The sequence below is a fragment of the Xanthomonas sp. CFBP 8443 genome, from assembly GCF_025666195.1.
Lineage (GTDB): Bacteria > Pseudomonadota > Gammaproteobacteria > Xanthomonadales > Xanthomonadaceae > Xanthomonas_A.
In genome coordinates this window covers 1,026,108-1,044,926 of the sequence record NZ_CP102592.1, presented here as the reverse complement: position 1 = coordinate 1,044,926, position 18,819 = coordinate 1,026,108, and the positions used below count along the sequence as shown (strand labels likewise).

Sequence of the window (18,819 nt, the reverse complement as noted above, 5' to 3'; positions counted from 1 at the left end):
GCACTTTCAAAGCGCCGGACGCGCCAGACAATCCCTACCTGGCTCCCTGTCTCGTCGCGAGTCGCACTGCACGCGCCCTCGCTAGATGGAGCCTGACCAACCGATCGCCACGGGCCGACCGTCCAAGTCCTTGCACCCGCATATGCCCAGGAGCACGTGGTCCGTGCTTATGCGCTGGGCGGCAGGCGCATGCACCCTGCGTCCAGGTGAATCAGGCAAGCGGCGCTACAGCTCGTAGGACAGCACGTCCTCGAAGCCGAACTTGCCGAAGTCGCGGATCCGCGAAGGGTACAGCCGGCCGATCAGGTGATCGTGCTCGTGCTGCACCACCCGCGCATGGAAGCCTTCGGCCTCGCACACCACCGCGGCGCCGTTCGGGTCCATGCCGCGGTAGCGGATATGGCGATAGCGCGGGATCACCGCACGCAGTCCGGGGATGGACAGGCAGCCCTCCCAGCCGTCCTCCAGTTCGTCGGACAGCGGCTCGATCTGCACGTTGGCCAACGCGGTGCGCGGCACCGGCGGCGCGTCCGGATAGCGCGCATTGCTGTCGAAGCCGAACACCATCAGCTGCAGATCCACCGCGATCTGCGGCGCGGCCAGGCCGACCCCGCGCGCGGCATCCATGGTCTCGAACATGTCGGCGACCAGCGCACGCAGCTCCGCGCTGCCGAAGCCGTCGACCGGCTGCGCGATGCGCAGCAGGCGCGGGTCGCCCATACGGATGATGTCGCGGATCATGACCTGCTCCTGTCGCCGATGCGGCCGATTATCCGCCGACCGGCGCCTCCCTGCAGCCTTGACGGCGCGCGCGAACAACAGCAAGCGCTTCATTGCCGATGCAGTCGGGGCTGAAGCCCCTCCCACACTGCACCCAGCCGGCCATCCGCAAGCCCACTGTGGGAGCGACTTCAGTCGCGACGAACGAAGCCGATCACGCCGGCACAGCCTCGGTGCCGAAGCCGCTCCCTCAGCATCTCCCGACAACCGGTCGTCAGCGCCCCGCCCTACTCGCCCGCATACGGCGAGGCCAGCACCTGCGGGCGGCGGCCGAGGCCGGCGCCGAGGCGGTCGAGCACGAAGCGTACGTAGATGTTGGTGCTGAACTGGTTGTAGTCGCGGGCGTTGTTGAAGATCAGCCGCCCGCCCAGGAACAGCTGCGGCGCCAATTGCCATTCGGCCGTGCCGGCGAGGTTGTAGGACACGCCGGTCTTGCTCTGCCCGGCGTAGACCGGCGCGGTGTAGGTGTCGACCAGGCCCAGCAGCGCGGCCAGCGAGGCGGCGTCGTAGGCGGCCTGCTGCATCTGCGCGCTGGTCGGGAAGTAGGGGCTGTCGTCGCTGCGGAAATGCTGCACGCCGACGCTGGCGTCCACGCTCCAGTTGACCTTGCGCCCGGACGAGCGCCCGCTCCAGTGCACCGGGAACCCGAGGTCGACGTAGTCCTGCGGGCTGAAGTAGCCGCCCTGGCCGTAGGTGTAGCCGCTCAGGTTCTTGTCGTACTGCATCGCGGTCAGGTTGAGGCCGGCGGTCAGCGACTGGTTCTCGGTCTCCAGCGCGTGCACGTACACGCCCAGGTCCACCTGGCGGTGGTCGTTGTCGGCGACGTTGTGGCCGACCAGGCGGTCAGCGGTCAGGTTGGCGTAGCCGCCGAGCAGGCCGTTGTCGAGCGTGGCCGACAGGCGCACGCCGTTGCTGGTCACGCCGCCCCAGCTGAGCCCGGCGCGGCCGTCGTCGACGCCGGCGAAGGACAGCAGGCTGTCGCTGACCGCGCGCCGGAACACCTGGCCCGAGTAGGTCAGGTTCTCGCCGATCTGGCCGCGATAGCCCGCGCCGCCGACGATGCGCTGCTCGGGGAAGCCGATCGGGGTGCTGCCGAGGTCGGCGGCGAAACCGCCGTGCTTGTACTTCACCGCCACGCCGACGCCGCTGGCGTCCTGGTCCAGCCGGCGCGCGCCGGCGCCGTTGGCTGCCATCGTATACAGCGCCTGGCTGAAGCCGGCCGGGGTCAGGCTGGCCGCGGTGGTGTTGGCGGCCAGCGCCTGGAAGCGCGCCACGTCGGCCGCGCTCAGGTCGGCGCTGCGCGAGGCATCGCCGAGGATGGCGCTGGCCAGGGTGCTGATCGACACGTCCGCGGCGACGTTGGCGAGCAGGAACGCCGACAGCGGCTCGGCATACAGCGCCTGCAGCGCCGCGGCCTCGCGCTGCGCATTGGTCAAGGTGGCGTCGGTGTCGTTGTACAGCTCGTTGTACAGGCCGGTGTTCACCGCGTAGGTGCGCAGCGCGTTGCGGGTGGCGTTGCTGTCGCCCTCGGTGAGCAGCAACTGGTACAGGTCGCTGCCGATCAGCTCGTCGATCGGGGTGCGGTCGGCGGCCAGTGCATCGCCCATCGCCGCGGTGGGGCCGGCGCCGAAACGGCTGGCGGTGGAATAAGCGGTGTCGAGCGTGCCGGCATCGAGCAGGGTCGGGGTGACATCGACGCTGAGCTTGCCCTCGCCGACCGCGAACTCGCCGTGCAGCGGCACTTCCAGGTCGTTCAACTTGCCCAGCCCGGCCTCGCCGTCGCGCGCCCGGTAGAGGGCGCCGGCGGCCAGGCTGTCGCTGTTCTCCGACTGCACTTCGCGCAGTTCGTCGAGCACGGTGCCGGTGCGCGCCGGGCTGGCCAGCGCCTGCGCCTGGCGCGCGCTGCCGGTGGTGGCGACGCGGTCGTCGGGATAGGAGGACGAGGCCATGCTGGCCGCGGCAGGCGCGCGCTGGCCAGGCACCGGCAGCGCCGCCAGCTGCACGCCGACGGCGGCGCTGGCGCTGGCCGGCGGCGGCAGGTCGTCGCCGCTGGCATAGGCAGCGCCGGCCGCGGCCGGCAGCGCCGGGAGCGCGGCTTGGCCGGCCGTGGCATAGGCCGGCGCCGGATAGCCGCCGCCGAGGCTGTCGGAGACCACCGCCGGGCTGCGCGGCATGCGCCCGCTCATGCCGGCGAACGGGTTCAGCGGGCGCCCGGCGCCGGCGAACGAGGCCGGGCCGTTGGCGGCCGGCAGGCCGTTGTCGTGCTGGCCGGCCTCGCGCGCCTGCGCCGCCAGCGCGGCGCGGAAATAGCTTTCGGCCTTGCGGCTCTTGCCGGCGCTGCGGTACACGCGGCCGGCCGCGCTCAGCACCGCCGGCGAATCCGGCGCCTGCGCCAGCGCGCGCTGCAGATAATCCTCGGCGCTGTCCAGGTCGCGCAGCGCGGCGGCGGTGTTGGCCGCGGCGATCAGCGTGTCCAGGTCGTTGGGCGATTGCTGCAACTGCTGCTGGTACAGCACCAGCGCCTGGCGCTGGTCGCCGGCGCCGGCGTACAGCCGCGCCAGCGCGGCCACCGCCTTCGGATCCTGGTTCTGCTGCGCCAGCAGCGGCGCCAGCGCGTCGTAGGCCGCTTCCAGGTTGCCCAGCTCGCGCAGGGCATCCACCTGGCGCAGCGTGTAGCCGCTGCGCAGGGACTGGTAGCGGCGCTGCTGCTCGGCGCTCATGTCGGTGTCGCGCAACTGGCGCAGCGTGGCCGCCAGCTCGGCGTCCTGCTGCGCGCGCAGCAGCACGCTGGCGTACTGCAGCCGCGCCTCGGTGTTCGGGTTCTGCGCGACCAGGCGTTGCGCCAGGGTCAGCGCGCGCTGGTTGCTGCCGATGTCGGCGTAGGCGCCGGCCATCGACGCCAGCAGCGCCGGCTGTTCCAGCGCGCCGCCGAGCGCGGCCTCGGTGCGCGCCAGCAGCAGCTGCGCCTCGCCGGCGCGGCCCTGCTGTTGCAGCAGCCGCGCCTGCGCGGCCTGCTGCTCGACCCAGGCGGTGTTGCGCAGCGCGCTCATTTCCGCGGTGCGCGCCGCTGTCGGAATGCGTTCCAGGCTGGCGTAGGCGCTGGCCCAGTCGCCGCGTTCCTGCGCCAGCAGCGCGTTGGCGTACAGCGCCTCGGGCATGTCGCCGTGCACCGCGAGCAGGCCGTCCATCACGCTGCGCGCCTGGTCCGGGCGCCCGGCCTGCTGGTACAGCCGCGCCAGGTCCAAGCGCACCCACGGATCGCCGGGGCGCTCGACCATCGCCGCTTCCAGTTCGCTCTGCGCGGTGACCGTGTCGCCGGCTTCCAGCGCCTGCTTGGCGCGCGCGCGCTGCACGTTGGAGCGCAGTGCGGCTTCGCCGCCGGCCTTTTCGCGCTGCGCCGGGCTGAGCCTGGCGAACAGCGCGCTGGCCTCGTCGGCGCGGCCCTGGCGGCTATACAGGCCGATCAGGCCCTGCAGCGCGCCGGCATCGTCGGCGCTCAGCGCCAGCGCCTGGCGGTAGCTGCGTTCGGCGGCGGCGGCATCGCTGGCCGCCTGCAGGTCGCCGAGCAGCACGTGGCCGGTGGCTTCGTTGGGCTGCAGCTTCAGCGCCTGCTGGGCCAGGCGCAGGGCCTCGTCGCTGTCGCCGCGGCCGCGCGCGGCCTGCGCCTGCTGCAACTGTAGCCAATAGCGCGCGCTGTCCAGCGCCGAACGCCATTTGCCGTTGCCGGCCGCGGCGGGACGCAGCAGTTCCTGCGCCTCGCCGAAGCGCTGCTGGCGCAGGCGGATCGAGCCCAGGCCGCCGAGCGCGTCGGCATCGCGCGGACGCGCGCGCAACACCTGGGTGAAGCGCTGCTCGGCCACGCCGAGATTGCCGGCGTTGAGCGCTTTGAACGCTTCGCCGAGCTGTTCGCCGGCCGGGTCGGCGGCCTGCGCGGTGCGCTGCTGGCGCAGTTGCACGGCCTTGTTGGCCACCTCGGCATCGTTCGGATTGGCCGCCAGGAACGCCTGGTACAGCGGCGCGTCGGCGCTGCCGGCATTGAGCCACAGCAGCGCCTGGCGCCAGGCGGCACGCGCCGGCCCGCCGACGTCGGCACGCTTGCTCATCGTGCCGAGCTGGGCGATGCCTTCGCGCCGGGTCGGTTCGCGGTAGGTCAGCACCTGCGCCAGCGCCAGCGCCGCGGCGCCGTTGTTGGGCTGCGCGGCAGCCAGCCGGCGCAGGCCGTCGCGGGCGCCTTCCCAGCCCTGCGGGGTCCCGGCCAGGGCCTGGTAATACTCCAGCGCCAGGTGCTCCGGCGGCGCCTTGCCGGCGAACAGCGCCTGGTACTCGCGCACCGCCTCCACGTAGCGTCCGGCCGCGGCGGCGCGGCGCGCGTTGCGCAGGTTGAGGCTGTCGCCGGTGCCGCCGATCGCCTGGCTCAGGCGCTGCGTCTGCGGCGCCTGCGGGTGCGCCTTCTGCAGCTGCTGCAGGCGCTTGCGCGCCTCGCCCTGGCGGCCTTGCGCCAGGTCGATCTGGGCCAGGCCGAGCAACGCGTCGGGCTGGTTCGGGTCGACCCGCAGCAGCTTGCGCCAGGTGTCGGCGGCGAGGTCGTCGCGGCCCTGGTCGTGCCAGTAGTTGCCCTGGCTGATCAGTTGCTGGGTGGCGTTGCCGGTCTGCGCATGCGCGCTGCCGGCGAGCAGGCACAGGTCGATCATGCCGGCCAGATACAGAGGCTTGAGGTTCATGCGGAACATTGGGTTCTCCAGGCGGGCTGCAGCAGGCCGTCTGCGGAAAAGCGATAGCGGTTGTCGAGCCAGCCGCGTCCGAACAGGACCAGCACCCGGTCGTAATAGGGAAGCTTGGCCGCGGCGGCATCGCCGGGCGCGGGAATCTGTTGCGCCTGCGCCTTCAGCAGCACCGGCTGGCGCAGCGCGCTCAGGTACGGCAGCAGCGCGGCGGCGAAGCCGGCGGGCGCGGCGCCGCTGCCCACGCCCAGGCGGGTGTCGATCTTCTCGCTGAAGTGGCCCTGCGCCTGCAACTGCTGCAACGGACCGGACAGGTCCTCGAGCAGCGCCTTGCGCAACGGCTCGCCGGCATCGAGCATGCCGGCCCACAGGTACACGCGGATCGCGTCGTAGCTGCCCAGCGCGCCCTTGTCCGGATCGACCGCGAACGCGCGGCCGTCCCAGGCGATCCAGTCCGGGACGAAACCGACCGGCGCGCTGTCGCGCAGCAGCCGCGCGCTGCGCTGCGCCAGCCCGGCCCACGGCCCCTTCGGATCGGCGGCGGCGAAGCGGCGCAGCAGCTGGATCGGCAGGTAGCTGGGATTGAGCGTCCAGCGCTGCGGCTTGACGAAGCCCTGCACCGCCGGCAGCAGCATGCCGCCGAAGCCGGGCAACTCGACCAGTTCGTGGCGCCGCACCAGCGCCAGCATCTGCATGCCGGCCTGGGTGTAGCCGGGGCGCTTCCACAGCCGCCCCGCTTCCAGCAGCGCGTAGGCGATCCACAGGTCGGCATCGCTGGCGGTGTTGTCGTCGAGCACGCGCCAGCTGCCGTCGCCGGCGCGGCCCCACAGCCAGGCCGGCAACACCTGCTGCGGACGGCCGCCGCTGAGGTTGTGCCGGGTCCAGCCGAGCAGCCGGTCGAACAGCACCTGGTCGTTGGCAACCAGCGCGAAGAACAGCGCGTAGGACTGGCCTTCGGAGGTGCTGCGCTGGTCGGCATTGCTGAAATCGATCACCCGCCCGCCGTCGTCGATGTGCTTGGCGACGAAGCCGGTCCACTCGCGCCACGGCGTGCAAGCCGCCGCGGCCACGGCCGGCGCCGGCGGCAGCAGCGCGGCAGCGCCCGCGGCGAGCACGCCGCCAAGCAGATGGCGGCGCTGTCGCGCGTGCGGGGTCATTGCCCGTCCCGCAACCGTTGCGCCGAGTGCCGGCGCAGCACAACGCGTGCGGCCAGCGCCAGCAGCAGGCTCAGCACCACCACCGCCAGGCCGAGCAGCAGCGGATGCTGCGAGAAGTACCAGCGCGCCCAGGTCGGCAGCGGCAGGTGGCCCACGTAGTAGGCCTGGTTGCCGGCCAGGCTGCGGATCTTGCCCTGCTGCAACAGCACCACGCTGCCCTGGAAGTCCTTCAGCGTGGCCGGCTCGAACCAGGCCTCGAACAACTGGCCGACGCTGGCCGGGTCCTCGGCCAGCAACGCGACCACGCTGCGCCCGGGCTTGAGCGGCGATTCGAAGCCCATCAGCACCACGTCGCCCGGCGCCGGCTTCACCGCCACGTCGGCGGTGGTCGGCAGGTCGGTGCGGCGCGCGTCGAAGGACAGGAAGCCGGGCAGCTTGTCCATCACCCAATCGCTCATCGAGAAGCGCCGGCCGCTGGCGCCGTCGCCGATCGGCAGATGCGCGCTCCAGCGCTGGAACAGCGGCTGCGAGCGCGAGGAACCGAATACCAGCAGATCGCTGTCGGCGTGCTGGTCCACCTCGCCGGCATGGATCAGCGTGGCGCGCAGCGCCGGATAGCCGGTGGATGCGCCGAGCTTGCCGAGCAGGGTCAGCAGGTTGGAGGCGTCCTGGTCGCTGGCCTCGTCCGGCACCACGATGGTGGATTCGGACAGGTCGGCCAGGCGCGTGAACGGATAGCCGGCATTGCCGAACGCGGCCAGGTTCGGCATCGCCATGTAGTGGTGGAACGAACTCAGGTCCACGCTCGAATCGGCGTCGATCGCGCCGGACACGTCGGGGAAGGTGTTCTTGCACGCCTCGGCCTGCGGCCGGTCGAAGAAGAAGTGGAAGCGCAGCTGGCTGTTGGCCGAGAACGGCCCGGTCGGCAGCAGCAGCTTCTGCTCCACCGGCATCGCGCCCTTGGCCTTGAGGTCGTGCCACCACTGCAGCGGCAGCGATTCGGCATACGGACGCCCGCTCAGCGGCAGCGTGGTGACGAAGGCGTCGTTGATGCTGACGTTGAGCGCGGACTTGTTCAGCGCATCCGGCACCGTGTAGCGGTAACGCAGCTTGACCGGAATGCCGTCACGCTGCCACACGAACAGGTCCGGCGGCAGCTGCAGGCCGACCCGGATCAGGTCCGGGTGATAACCGGTGACGTTGAGCTGCGAAGTCTGCGCCACCAGGTCGGCGAAGCGCACCGGGCCGTCGCTGGAAATCCAGTTCGGCGCATCGTAGGGCTTGCGCGGCTGCGCCTGCTTGAGTTCGCCGATCCTGGCCACGGCGCCGTTGAACGGCGTGCCCAGGGCCAGCGCGGTGGCCGCCTGCTGCAGGTCGTTGTCGTTGCGGCCGAGCACAAGCAGCAGCTTGCCGGCCGCATCGCGCGGGTTGGTCACCACCGCCAGGGTCGGACCGGCGATCTCGCCCAGGCCGTTCTCGGCGGTCGCCAGTTCCGCCGGCAGCGTGTTCTGGGTGGCGAACAGCACCGCGTTGCCGCTAGTCGGCACGTCGCCGATGGAGACGTTGAACACCGCGCCGCGGTAGCCGGCCTGCGCACCGAACCACGAGGACACGATGCCGGCGCTGCGCAGCGTGGCCAGGTCCGGGCGCTGCGGGAACACGAACGGCAATTCCAGGCGGCGCGTGTCGCGCTTGTCGTAGAACGGCACCGGCAGCAGCGCCAGGTCGTTGGCCAGCACCAGCGGCGTGGTGCTCAGCGACAGCCGCGTGGCCGGGTCGATGTTCGCCCACAGGCTGGTGTGGTCGGGGTCCTCGCATTCGCGCGTGTAGTGCCCGATCAATTGCAGGTTGAGCTGGTTGTAGTCGCTGACCAGGCGCGGATCGATCGGCACGTCGGTCTGCTGCAGCTTGCCGGCGTTCTCGCGGGTCACCGGCAAGGTCGCCACGGTGACGCCGTTGACGGTGACCTTCAGGTGCGACAGCTCCGGCAGCAGCGCCGGCGAGTAGCTGTAGCTCAGGTGCAGCGTCGCCGCCTCGACCACCTCGTCGGTGCGCGTGCTGAACGCCACGCCTGCGCTGCCCTGGATGCCGCGCAGGGTGACCTCGTAGTCCATGCCGAGCTGCTTGAGCGTCGCCGAACGCTCCTGCACGCCCAGCGCCGGCGTGGCCGGCACCAGCGCGGCGCCAGTATTGGGCGCTGCCGGCGCGGTGGCCGGAAGCGTCGGCTCCTGCGCCAGCGCCAGGCCGGACAGGATAGTGAGGCAGCACGCGGCCAGGGCAGGTAGACGCATCGAGGGCAACCGGAAGAAAGAGGAAGGAAACGACGGGCGGAGGCGGCTCACGGCGCGGATTCCTCGCCGGCCGGGCGTGCCGGGCGGAAGCCGCCGCGCACGCTCTCGCCGATGTGCTGGCCCAGGCGCTTGAAGCCGCGCATGCTCGCCGCGAACACCTGGCCCATCGACTTCCAGAAGTTGTCACGGTCGTGGCGGCCCCACTGCGACACCCAGATGTCGGCACGGGCGAAGGTGCAGGCGACCAGCCAGCGCTCCTGTTCGATCGACATGCTGCGGAACTGCACGCTGATGTGCCCGTCGCGGTCGTGGCGCACGATCGCCGGCAGGCGCTTTTCGGTATTGCGGTGCGACAGGCCCACGTCGACCAGCGTGTCCGGTTCCACCGGCGCCGCCTCGGCCTGCTTCAACGCCATGCCGCCGGTGGAGAAGTTGACGGTGCGGCAGGCCAGCTCCTGGCCGTCGGGCAGGTACAGCGTGGCCGGGATGTCCAGCGGCACGCGGTGCGAGCGGCGCACCTGGCGCATCTCGCTGGCGGTGGCGATGGTGGCGCCGAGCAGCAGCACGTTGTAGACGGTCCAGACCAGGTTGAACCAGATCGTCTGCGCTTCGCCGGTGGCATCGGTGTAGAACAGGCGCATCGCCCCGGCCGCCAGGCCGGCCAGGTTCAGCACCAGCAGGAACAGGTAGGGCTTGGCGATCTGCCGGTCGAAATAGCTGCGCGTGACCAGACCGCCCTTGGGGGTGACGTTGAACTTGCCGAGCTTGGGATTGAACAGCGCCACCAGCGTCGGGCGCAGGATGTACCAGGCCAGCGTGGTCTCGTAGACCTCGTTCCACAGCAGGTGGCGGAACTTGCCCTGGGTGCGCAGGTTGGTCAGGTTGGCCTGCATGATGTGCGGCAGCGCGTAGGCCAGGATCATCAGCGCCGAGGCGTGGATCACGTGCGCGCCGAAGAACAGGAAGGCCAGCGGCGCGGTCAGGTAGATGATGCGCGGCAGCCCGTAGAAGAAATGCAGCATCGCGTTGGCGTAGCACAGCCGCTGCGACAGGCGCAGGCCCTTGCCGAACAGCGGATTGTCCAGCCGCGCGATCTGCGCCATGCCGCGCGCCCAGCGGATGCGCTGTGCGACGTGGCCGGACAGGCTCTCCGTCGCCAGCCCGGCGGCCTGCGGCACGGTGATGTAGGCGCTGCGGTAGCCGCGCCGGTGCAGCTTCAGCGCGGTGTGCGCGTCCTCGGTGACCGTTTCCACCGCCACCCCGCCCACTTCCTCCAGCGGTTTGCGCTTGATCACCGCGCACGAGCCGCAGAAGAAGGTGGCGTCCCACTGGTCGTTGCCGTCCTGCAGCAGGCCGTAGAACAGCTCGCCCTCGTTGGGCACCTTGCCGTGGTTGCCGAGGTTGCGCTCGAACGGGTCGGCGGAGAAGAAGTAGTGCGGCATCTGCACCACCGCCAGCATGCGGTCGCGCAGGAACCAGCCCATCGCCACCTGAAGGAACGAGCGGGTCGGGATGTGGTCGCAGTCGAAGATCGCCACGTACTCGCCGCTGGACTTCTTCAGCGCGGCGTTGATGTTGCCGGCCTTGGCGTGGAAGTTGTTGGTGCGGGTGAGGTAGTGGATGCCAGCCTGTGCGCAGAACGTGCGGAACTCCTCGCGGCGGCCGTCGTCGAGCAGGTAGATGTTGAGCTTGTCCGCCGGCCAGTCCATCACGCTGGCGGCCAGGATGGTGGAGCGCACCACCGACAGCGGCTCGTTGTAGGTGGGGATGAACAGGTCCACCGTCGGCCATTCGTTCTGGTCGGCGGGCAGCGGCACCGGGCGCCGGTTCAGCGGCCACAGCACCTGGAAATAGCCCAGCACCAGGATCGTGAACGCATACACCTCGGCCAGCAGCAGGCCCAGGCCGAGGCTGAGGTCGACCGCGCTGCTCACGCCCATGGTCTGGGTGATGCGCCACCAGATGTAGCGCGAGGACACCGCCAGCGACAGCGACATCATCACCAGCACCGCCAGCCGGCTGCCGCTGCGGCGCAACAGCATCGCCGCGATGAACACCACCAGCGAGAACAGCAGCTGTTGCGGCACGTCCATCGGAATGGCGACCACGAACACCAACAACAAGGCGCCCAGCGCCCACAGCGACCAGGTGGCCAGCGTGTGCATGGGTTGACCGGCACGCGATGCGGACGCAGCGCTCATCAGCGATTCCTAGCGAGGAGGGGCGAAGCGGCGCGCGTTCTCCCCTCCGCGCGACGACATGACACGATACGCGGCGCCAGCGGCGCGCGCATCACGCGTCAGCGGATCTGCAAACGCTTGAGCGGGCTATCGGGCGTCGGCACGCGATCGCGGCCGGTCTCCAGCAGGCGCTGGAACAGCTGCGCGAGCGGCGTGGCCGCAGCGGCCGCTGCCGATGCCGCGGGTTCCGCCGCGGCGGGCTTTGCCACGGGCAGCGCCACGACCGGCCTGGACTCGGCCGGCGCGCGCACCACCGACAGCGTCGGCACGGACACCGGCGCGATGGGCTGTGGCGCTTCGGCGGGCGGCAGCGCTTCGGCAACGGCCGGCTCCGGCGCGCTCAGCCGCGCCCCGGAAAAATCCTGGTACGCACTGGCGCCCTGGCTGCCGAGCTTGGCGAACAGGCTGGAAATGTCGTCGGCCGCATCGGCGCCGGCTTGGTCGGTCTTCTTGGACATCGATCACCCCCTAAGATGATTTGTGTGTCTGGTGGATCGAGTACCTGAGTCAGGCGACCCGGCACAACACGAAACGGCGGACATCCTCGTCGTCGACCGGCACCGCGCGGACCCCCAGGCCCGCCGACATGCCGGCCTGCTCGAACCAGGCGTGATACACCCCTTCCAGGAACCCATCCGCCCCGGCCGTCTCCCCGGCCAGGGCGATCTGCAACGGCGAGCCCACGTGGTGCAGGTCGACCCGGTCGGCCTGCTCCTCGAAGCGCACATACCCCCACTCCACCCGCTCCCAGACCCGGTTGGCCGCGGCCTGGATCTCGTCCAGCGTCGCGCAGGCCCCGATCGGGTGCTCGCCGGCGAAACGGCGGCCGATCCGCGCCATCAGCAGCGCCATGTCTTCCGCCGCCAGCTCCGCCGCGAACTCCTGGGCCAAGGCACGCAGGAAGCCGCGCCACTGCCGGGAACAGGCCTGGGTACGGAAATGCGCGTGTGGCTCGGAAGGACTCATCGGGTGCTGCCTGCGTTGGAAAAATGGCACGGCAGTGCCGGGCAAAGGGTACCGAGCAAGCTTGATGCCAAGATGGCCGATCCCGCCATCAACGGGATACAGTTCTCACTTTCCGGCCCATCATAGCCAAATGCTGCACCACAGCATAGCCTGCTCCGGCTTGGCGCCGCTTGCCTGTATTTTCGTCGCAACCGGCCCGGAAGTCGGCCGGCCACGTCTCACTCTGGACGATCGGCGGCCACGTCAAAGACTTGGCGCAGATAGGCCAGGTAGGCTGGGTCGTCGCACAGGGTCTTGCCCGGCGAATCGCTGAGCTTGGCCACCGGCTGGCCGTTGCAGCGGACCATCTTGATCACGATCTGCAACGGCTTGGGCCCCAGGTCGTTGGTCAGGTGCGTGCCGACGCCGAAGGCGAGCAGGCAGCGGTCGCGGAAATGCGCGTACAGCCGCATCACCTTGTCGATGTCCAGGCCGTCGCTGAACACCAGGATCTTGCTGCGCGGGTCCACCCGGTGCTGCTGCAGGTGCGCCAGCATGCGTTCGCCCCATTCGAACGGATCGCCGGAGTCGTGGCGCATGCCGTCGAACAACTTGCAGAAGTACAGGTCGAAGTCGCGCAGGAACGCCTCCAGCCCGACCACGTCGGACAGGGCGATGCCAAGATCGCCGCGGTACTCGCGCGCCCACGATTCCAGCGCCGCGGCCTGCGAATCGCGCAGCCGCGGGCCCAGCGCCTGGAACGCCTGCAGGTATTCGTGGGCCATCGTGCCCAGCGGGGTCAGCCCGTAGCGCCAGGCGAAGTACACGTTGCTGGTGCCGACGAACTGCGCGCCCAGGGTCTGCTGCAGCACCGGCAACAGTTCGCCGTGCCAGGCCCGCGAATAGCGGCGGCGGGTGCCGTAGTCGGCGATCGCGCAACCGCCGTAGCCGCTGCTGTCGCGCAGCAGCGCGATCTTGGCCTGCAACCGGCGCAGGCCCTCGTCGTGGTCGTCGCCGCCGGTGTTGCGGAACCAGACCTCGTTGACGATCGCCAGCAGCGGCACCTCGAACAGGATGGTGTGCAGCCACGGCCCGCGGATGCGCAGTTCGATCTCGCCCGGCACCGTGGCCGAAGCGCGCAGCTGCAGGTACTTGCGGTCCAGGTGGAACAGCGCAAGGAAATCGGCGAAGTCCGGCTTGATGAAGCGCAGCCCGCGCAGGTAGTCCAGTTCCTCGGCGCGGAAGCGCAGCGCGCACAGCGCGTCGATCTCGGCCGAGATCTGCTCCAGGAACTGCGCCAGGTCGATGCCCGGCGTGCGGCACTTGAAGCGGTATTCCACCTGCGCACCGGGATGCTGGTGCAGCACCGCCTGCATCATCGTGAATTTGTACAGGTCGGTGTCGAGCAGCGAATCGATGATCATCGCGGCATTATGCGCCAGCGTGTTACCGGCTCGCTCCGGCTCCTCTGTAGGAGCGGCTTCAGCCGCGACCGGCACTACCGGTAACGCCGGTCGCGGCTGAAGCCGCTCCTACAGGAACGCGAGGCGCCGAATGCGCCAGCGCGCCGCATCGCGCTCAGCCAGGCCGCCGCCAGCACAACCTGGCGAAGGTCACCCAGGCGTGCAGCCAGATCACCGCCCACACCGCCGCGCGTACCGGCGCGCTGCGCGTGGGCGCCTCGAACTTGCGGAAATAACGCCACAGCCCGCGGTGCTTGTGCCATTCCACGAACCACGGCCGCTTGCGGCTGGAGACGCCGCGCACGTGCACGACGCGCAGGCCATTGACCACCGCCACCGTGGCCCCGGCCTGGCGCGTGCGGCGGCACAGGTCCAGGTCCTCGGCATGCAGCCGGTAGCCGGCGTCCCAGCCGCCGATGCGGTCGAACAGCGCCCGCGGCAGCAGCATCAGCGCGCCGGAGATCGCGTCCACGCGCTGCAGCGGCTGTGCCGGATCGGCCGCCAGCGCCAGCCGCGAACCGGCCAGCGGATGCCGCAGCATCGCCGCGAAGTCCGGATCGCGGCGGCGCACCGCCGCGTCGGCGCGACCGTGCTCGTCGACCTGCTCCACGCCGAGCAGCGCGTCGCCGAGCGCGGCCACCTGCGCGCGCAACAGCGCCAGCGTATCGGTCTCCACCATCAGATCCGGATTGACGAACGCCAGCCACGGCGCGTCGCTGGCCGCCGCGCCCTGGTTGCAGGCGGTGGCGAAGCCGGGGTTGTCGGGATTGGCGATGAAGCGCACGCGCCGGTCCTCCAGCGCGTGGCGCTGCACGATCGCCAGGGTGTCGTCGCGCGAGGCGTTGTCGACCACGCGGATCTGCGCGACCTGCGCCGCCGCGCGCAACCGCTGCAGGCAGGCGTCGATAGTGCTGCCGCTCTCGTAGGTCACCACCACCACGGCCATCTGCTGTTCGCTCATCCGCCGATTATCCGGGGAAAGCACCGCGCGCAGAAGGCGCCGCGCCTGCGCGCGGCGACAAGCCTGCTGCAGGACCTCTACGTCACCGCCTGCCAGCGCCGCGCCGACGGCGCGGAAACGGTCGCCCGCTGCCCGACGGCTGGACCCGCATGGACGATGCCGCGGCACAGTGCGCCGGCATCGCCGCGCACCCGCGCGTCAATCGCGCGCGCCGACGCGGTAGAATCGCCGGCCCCCTGCTTTTCGCGGTGTAGATGACGGCTAGCGCCCTCTACGGCGCGCTGCCGCCAGGCTCGCTACGCATCGGCCGCCCCCTGTGGGGGTGGCCGTGCATGCCCACGGCCCGGCAGCGCCGCCGCCCTGCGACCGACCTTGCCGTCGGCCGCCGCCCCGGGGCTCCGCGTCATTGGTCTAGACCAACCTCCAAAAACTGCCGGACGCCGCTGCGTTGCGCCGCGATCGGCTCGCACCTGCGCGCCGGGCGGGCAGCATGAGCGCGCACCAGATCCACGGCATGGGCCTGGCCCCGGCGGCGGCGGACTGGCCGCCCTTGCGCAGCGACGAGGTGGATGCGCTGTTGCGGCGCATGGCCCTGCCCGACGCGGTGCGCGCCCTGCGCTGGCACAGTCCGCGCCCGTTCTCCGCCGCGGCCGAGGTCGACAGCGCGGTCGGCACCCTGTTCGTCAAGCGCCATCACCGTCGCCTGCGCGACGCGCAAACGCTGGGCGAGGAACACCGCTTCATCGAACACCTGCGCGCGCGCGACGTGCCGGTGCCGGCGCTGCTGCGCACGGCCGACGGCGCCAGCGCGGTGGAAATCGGCGACTGGACCTACGAGGTGCAGCGCGCCGCCGCAGGCGAGGACCTCTACCGCGACACCGCCTCGTGGCAGCCCTTCGCCGGCTCCGCGCATGCGCAGGCCGCCGGGCGCGCCCTCGCGCGCCTGCACCGCGCCGCCGCCGACTACGTCGCCGCGCCGCGCAGCACGGCGCTGCTGGTCGCCAACCTGCGCCTGTTCGGCAGCGCCGATCCGTTGCAGGCGCTGCAGCAGGACCTGCGCGGGCGGCCGGCATTGGCGGCTTGGCTGCAGCGACGCGACTGGCGCGGCGACCTGCGCCGGCACCTGCTGCCCTGGCACGCACAGGCCTGGCCGTCGCTGCGTTCGCCGCCGCCGCCACTGTGGACGCACGGCGACTGGCACGCCTCCAACCTGTTGTGGCGCGACCACGGCACGGCGAGCGAGGTCAGCGCAGTGTTCGATTTCGGCCTGGCCGACCGCAGCTTCGCGCTGTTCGACCTGGCCACCGCGATCGAGCGCAACCTGGTGCCTTGGCTGGAACTGGATGCCGGCGGCCGCGCCGCGGCCGACCTGGACCAACTCGATGCGCTGCTGCGCGGCTACGCGCAGGTGTTGCCGCTGGACGCGGCGCAACTGCGCCTGCTGGCCGCGCTGTTGCCGATCGCGCACGCCGACTTCGCGCTCAGCGAGATCGACTACTTCGCCGGCATCACCGGCTCCGACGCGAACGCCGACATCGCCTACCACCGCTATCTGCTCGGCCATGCCGACTGGTTCGGCGGCGAGGAAGGCCAGCGCCTGCTGCGGCAATTGCAGCGGCACGCCGAGGCGGCGCGATGAGCGCCACGCGCGCGCGGCCGCGCACGCCGGCTTGCCCATGGCGCGTGCCTGCTGCGCAGCGCTGCCGGCGCGGCGTCGCACCCGATACCCGACGTCGCTGTCGCCTGCGCGCAGCGGCATCCGTTCTTTCCGTTCCGATTCCCGCCTAGAGGCCCAGCATGTCCCACACCTTCCCCGCGCTCGCGCCGCTCGCCCTGGCCTTGGCGCTGGCCGCCACCGCCGCGCCGGCACACGCCACCGATGCGGACACGCGCACGCCGGTCGAACTGGACGCGGTCAACGTGCAGGCCGAGCAGCCGCGCAACCGCTCCAACCTGGCCGGCTACGGCGACGCCGCGCTGCTGGACACGCCCGCGTCGATCGGCGTGATCGACCGCGCGCAGCTGGACGACCGCCAGGTGCGCGTGCTCAGCGAGGTGCTGCGCGCCGATGCCTCGGTCGGCGACAGCTATGCGCCGATCGGCTACTACGAGAACTTCGTGGTGCGCGGCTATTCGCTCAACGCCGCCAACAGCTACCGCATCAACGGCCTGACCATCGCCGGCGAGCAGAACGTGGCGCTGGAGAACAAGCAGCAGGTGCAGGTGCTCAAGGGCCTGTCCGGGCTGCAGTCCGGCCTCACCGAACCGGCCGGCGTGATCGACTACACGACCAAGCGCCCGCAACAGGTGCGCACGCTGGTGCTGGGCACCGACGACGACGGCGGCCGCTACGCCGCGGCGGACCTGGGCGGCTGGTTCGGCCGCGATCGCCAGTTCGGGCTGCGGGTCAACGCCGCGCACGAGGACATCCGCAGCTACGTGAAGCATGCCGACGGCCACCGCAACTTCCTGTCGCTGGCCGCGGACTGGAACATCGACCCGCGATCGACGCTGCAGCTGGACGTGGAATACCAGGACCGGCAGCAGCGCTCGGTCCCCGGCTATCAACTGCTCGGCGGCACGCGCGTGCCCAGCGACGTGTCGGTGCACCGGCTGCTGGCCTACCAGCCGTGGTCCAAGCCGGTCGGCATCGATGCGCTCAATGCCCAGTTGCGCTATCGCTACCGCTTCAACGACGCCTGGAGCGCGCAGCTGGCGGCCGCCCACAGCCGCGCGGTGATCGACGACTATTCCAGCTTCGCCTGGGGCTGCTACGGCGCGGCCAGCTGCGCCGCCGACGCGGTTCCCAACTATTTCAGCCGCGAAGGCGACTACGACGTCTACGACTACCGCAGCCCCGACGACACCCGCCGCAACGACCAGGTGCAGGCGACCGTATCCGGCAGCTTCGCCACCGGCGCGCTGCAGCACCAGCTCAACGTCGGCGTGGACTACCTGCGGCGCAGCATCGACCGGCACGGCTCGATCAACGAGTGGATCGGCACCGGCAACATCGACGCCGATCCGCCGGTCTATGCCCAGGCCGATGCCGAATTGGATCCCAAGCGGCGGCGCCTGGACAGCACGCAGACCGCGCTGCTGGCCAGCGACCGCATCGGCATCGGCGAGGCGTGGCAGTTGCTGCTGGGCGCACGCCAGGTGCGCTACGACGAGCGCGCCTGGGACCGCGACGGCGCACTGACCCGGCACACCCGCCGCTCGGAACTGCTGCCGCAGGCGGCGCTGCTGTTCAAGCCGCAGGACACGCTGTCGTTGTATGCCAGCTTTGCCAAGGGCCTGGCGCCGGGCGGCACCGCCTCGTGGTTCGCCAGCAATGCCGACGCGATCCTCGCGCCGACCGCCGCCTACCAGAGCGAGGCCGGCCTGAAATACGAGCGCGACGGCCTGGCGTTTGGCGCCGCCGTGTTCGACATGCGCCAGGCCTACCAGTACGCGCAGCCGCAGGCCGACGGCAGCTTCCTGTACCTGCAGCAGGGCCGGCTGCACAACCGCGGCATCGAGTTGTCGGCCGACGGCGCGATCGGCGAACGGCTGCACCTGCAGGCCAGCGTCGCCGGCATCCGCGCGCGCGCCGAGGACACCGGCACGCCCGCCTACGAAGGCCACCAGGCCTTGAACGTGCCCAGGCTGCGCGCCAGCGCCCAGGCCAGTTGGGACGTGCCCGGCGTGGCCGGCCTGGCGCTGCTGGGCGGCGCGCAGTACAGCGGCGCCAAGTACGCCGACCGGATCGGCAATGCCGAGGTGGGCGGCTATACCGTGTACAACCTGGGTGCGCGCTACGCCACGCGGCTGGGCGCGGTACCGACCACGCTGCGGCTGAGCGTGGACAACCTGGCCGACAAGCGCTACTGGCGCGACGTCGGCGAATACGCCGGCGACGACTATCTGTTCCTGGGCGCGCCGCGGACGGCACGGTTGGCGGTGCAGGTCGATTTCTGAGGGACGGGATTGGGGATTCGGGATTGGGGATTCGCAAAAGCAGGGGTCGGCGTCGAAAGCATGACCTTGTAGGAGCGGCTTCAGCCGCGACGCTTTACCGCTAACGTGTCGCGGCTGAAGCTGCTCCCGAGAAAAGCGCGACGCCATGCATTCACAGAGTTTCCTGATCGCTGATTCGACATTGACCCGATTACCCAGCCTAGCCTTCAACCGTTTTGCCATGCTTCCCGCCGATGTGAGAGCGGCTTCAGTCGCGACGCATTGACGGTAAAGCGTCGCGGCTGAAGCCGCTCCTACAGAA

The 18,819-nt window shown here is 70.8% G+C and carries 11 protein-coding genes; 2 read left to right on the top strand and 9 right to left on the bottom strand.

The window, feature by feature from the left end:
- Positions 1-225: 225 nt before the first annotated feature.
- From def to NUG20_RS04315, 9 genes are all read right to left on the bottom strand, one after another.
- Positions 226-741, bottom strand: coding sequence for a peptide deformylase (gene def, locus NUG20_RS04355; RefSeq protein WP_263397231.1), 516 nt, complete (start codon positions 739-741; stop codon positions 226-228).
- Between the two features lie 266 nt (positions 742-1,007).
- Positions 1,008-5,510, bottom strand: coding sequence for a cellulose biosynthesis protein BcsC (locus tag NUG20_RS04350; protein WP_263397230.1), 4,503 nt, complete (start codon positions 5,508-5,510; stop codon positions 1,008-1,010).
- Positions 5,498-6,658, bottom strand: coding sequence for a cellulose synthase complex periplasmic endoglucanase BcsZ (bcsZ, locus tag NUG20_RS04345; RefSeq protein ID WP_263397229.1), 1,161 nt, complete (start codon positions 6,656-6,658; stop codon positions 5,498-5,500). The genes NUG20_RS04350 and bcsZ overlap by 13 nt, the downstream gene beginning before the upstream one ends.
- A complete protein-coding gene (bcsB, locus tag NUG20_RS04340; RefSeq protein ID WP_263397228.1) occupies positions 6,655-8,949 on the bottom strand; it encodes a cellulose biosynthesis cyclic di-GMP-binding regulatory protein BcsB in 2,295 nt (764 codons plus the stop codon). The genes bcsZ and bcsB overlap by 4 nt, the downstream gene beginning before the upstream one ends.
- A 47-nt stretch (positions 8,950-8,996) precedes the next feature.
- Positions 8,997-11,150 (bottom strand): UDP-forming cellulose synthase catalytic subunit, encoded by a 2,154-nt coding sequence (gene bcsA, locus NUG20_RS04335; protein ID WP_263397227.1) that lies wholly within the window; start codon positions 11,148-11,150, stop codon positions 8,997-8,999.
- A gap of 98 nt (positions 11,151-11,248) precedes the next feature.
- Positions 11,249-11,647 carry a hypothetical protein gene (locus tag NUG20_RS04330; RefSeq protein ID WP_263397226.1) on the bottom strand — a complete coding sequence of 133 codons (399 nt, stop codon included), beginning with the start codon at positions 11,645-11,647 and terminating at the stop codon, positions 11,249-11,251.
- A 49-nt stretch (positions 11,648-11,696) separates the two neighbouring features.
- Positions 11,697-12,155 (bottom strand): cellulose biosynthesis protein BcsD, encoded by a 459-nt coding sequence (gene bcsD, locus NUG20_RS04325; protein ID WP_263397225.1) that lies wholly within the window; start codon positions 12,153-12,155, stop codon positions 11,697-11,699.
- A 218-nt stretch (positions 12,156-12,373) separates the two neighbouring features.
- Positions 12,374-13,558 (bottom strand): nicotinate phosphoribosyltransferase, encoded by a 1,185-nt coding sequence (gene pncB, locus NUG20_RS04320; RefSeq protein ID WP_263397224.1) that lies wholly within the window; start codon positions 13,556-13,558, stop codon positions 12,374-12,376.
- A 154-nt stretch (positions 13,559-13,712) separates the two neighbouring features.
- A complete protein-coding gene (locus NUG20_RS04315; protein WP_263397223.1) occupies positions 13,713-14,558 on the bottom strand; it encodes a glycosyltransferase family 2 protein in 846 nt (281 codons plus the stop codon).
- Between the two features lie 490 nt (positions 14,559-15,048).
- On the opposite strand from NUG20_RS04315, the gene NUG20_RS04310 reads away from it, so the two are divergent.
- Both NUG20_RS04310 and NUG20_RS04305 read left to right on the top strand, forming a co-directional pair.
- Positions 15,049-16,197, top strand: a complete 1,149-nt coding sequence (locus tag NUG20_RS04310; protein ID WP_263397222.1) for a phosphotransferase enzyme family protein — start codon at positions 15,049-15,051, stop codon at positions 16,195-16,197.
- A 158-nt stretch (positions 16,198-16,355) separates the two neighbouring features.
- Positions 16,356-18,518, top strand: coding sequence for a TonB-dependent siderophore receptor (locus NUG20_RS04305; protein ID WP_263397221.1), 2,163 nt, complete (start codon positions 16,356-16,358; stop codon positions 18,516-18,518).
- Positions 18,519-18,819: the final 301 nt, after the last annotated feature.

Coding starts and splice junctions, on each gene's coding strand:
- def (WP_263397231.1), bottom strand. CDS start 741: ATGATCCGCGACATCATCCGTATGGGCGACCCGCGCCTGCTGCGCATC.
- pncB (WP_263397224.1), bottom strand. CDS start 13,558: ATGATCATCGATTCGCTGCTCGACACCGACCTGTACAAATTCACGATG.
- NUG20_RS04350 (WP_263397230.1), bottom strand. CDS start 5,510: ATGTTCCGCATGAACCTCAAGCCTCTGTATCTGGCCGGCATGATCGAC.
- bcsD (WP_263397225.1), bottom strand. CDS start 12,155: ATGAGTCCTTCCGAGCCACACGCGCATTTCCGTACCCAGGCCTGTTCC.
- NUG20_RS04330 (WP_263397226.1), bottom strand. CDS start 11,647: ATGTCCAAGAAGACCGACCAAGCCGGCGCCGATGCGGCCGACGACATT.
- NUG20_RS04305 (WP_263397221.1), top strand. CDS start 16,356: ATGTCCCACACCTTCCCCGCGCTCGCGCCGCTCGCCCTGGCCTTGGCG.
- bcsB (WP_263397228.1), bottom strand. CDS start 8,949: ATGCGTCTACCTGCCCTGGCCGCGTGCTGCCTCACTATCCTGTCCGGC.
- NUG20_RS04315 (WP_263397223.1), bottom strand. CDS start 14,558: ATGAGCGAACAGCAGATGGCCGTGGTGGTGGTGACCTACGAGAGCGGC.
- NUG20_RS04310 (WP_263397222.1), top strand. CDS start 15,049: ATGAGCGCGCACCAGATCCACGGCATGGGCCTGGCCCCGGCGGCGGCG.
- bcsZ (WP_263397229.1), bottom strand. CDS start 6,658: ATGACCCCGCACGCGCGACAGCGCCGCCATCTGCTTGGCGGCGTGCTC.
- bcsA (WP_263397227.1), bottom strand. CDS start 11,150: ATGAGCGCTGCGTCCGCATCGCGTGCCGGTCAACCCATGCACACGCTG.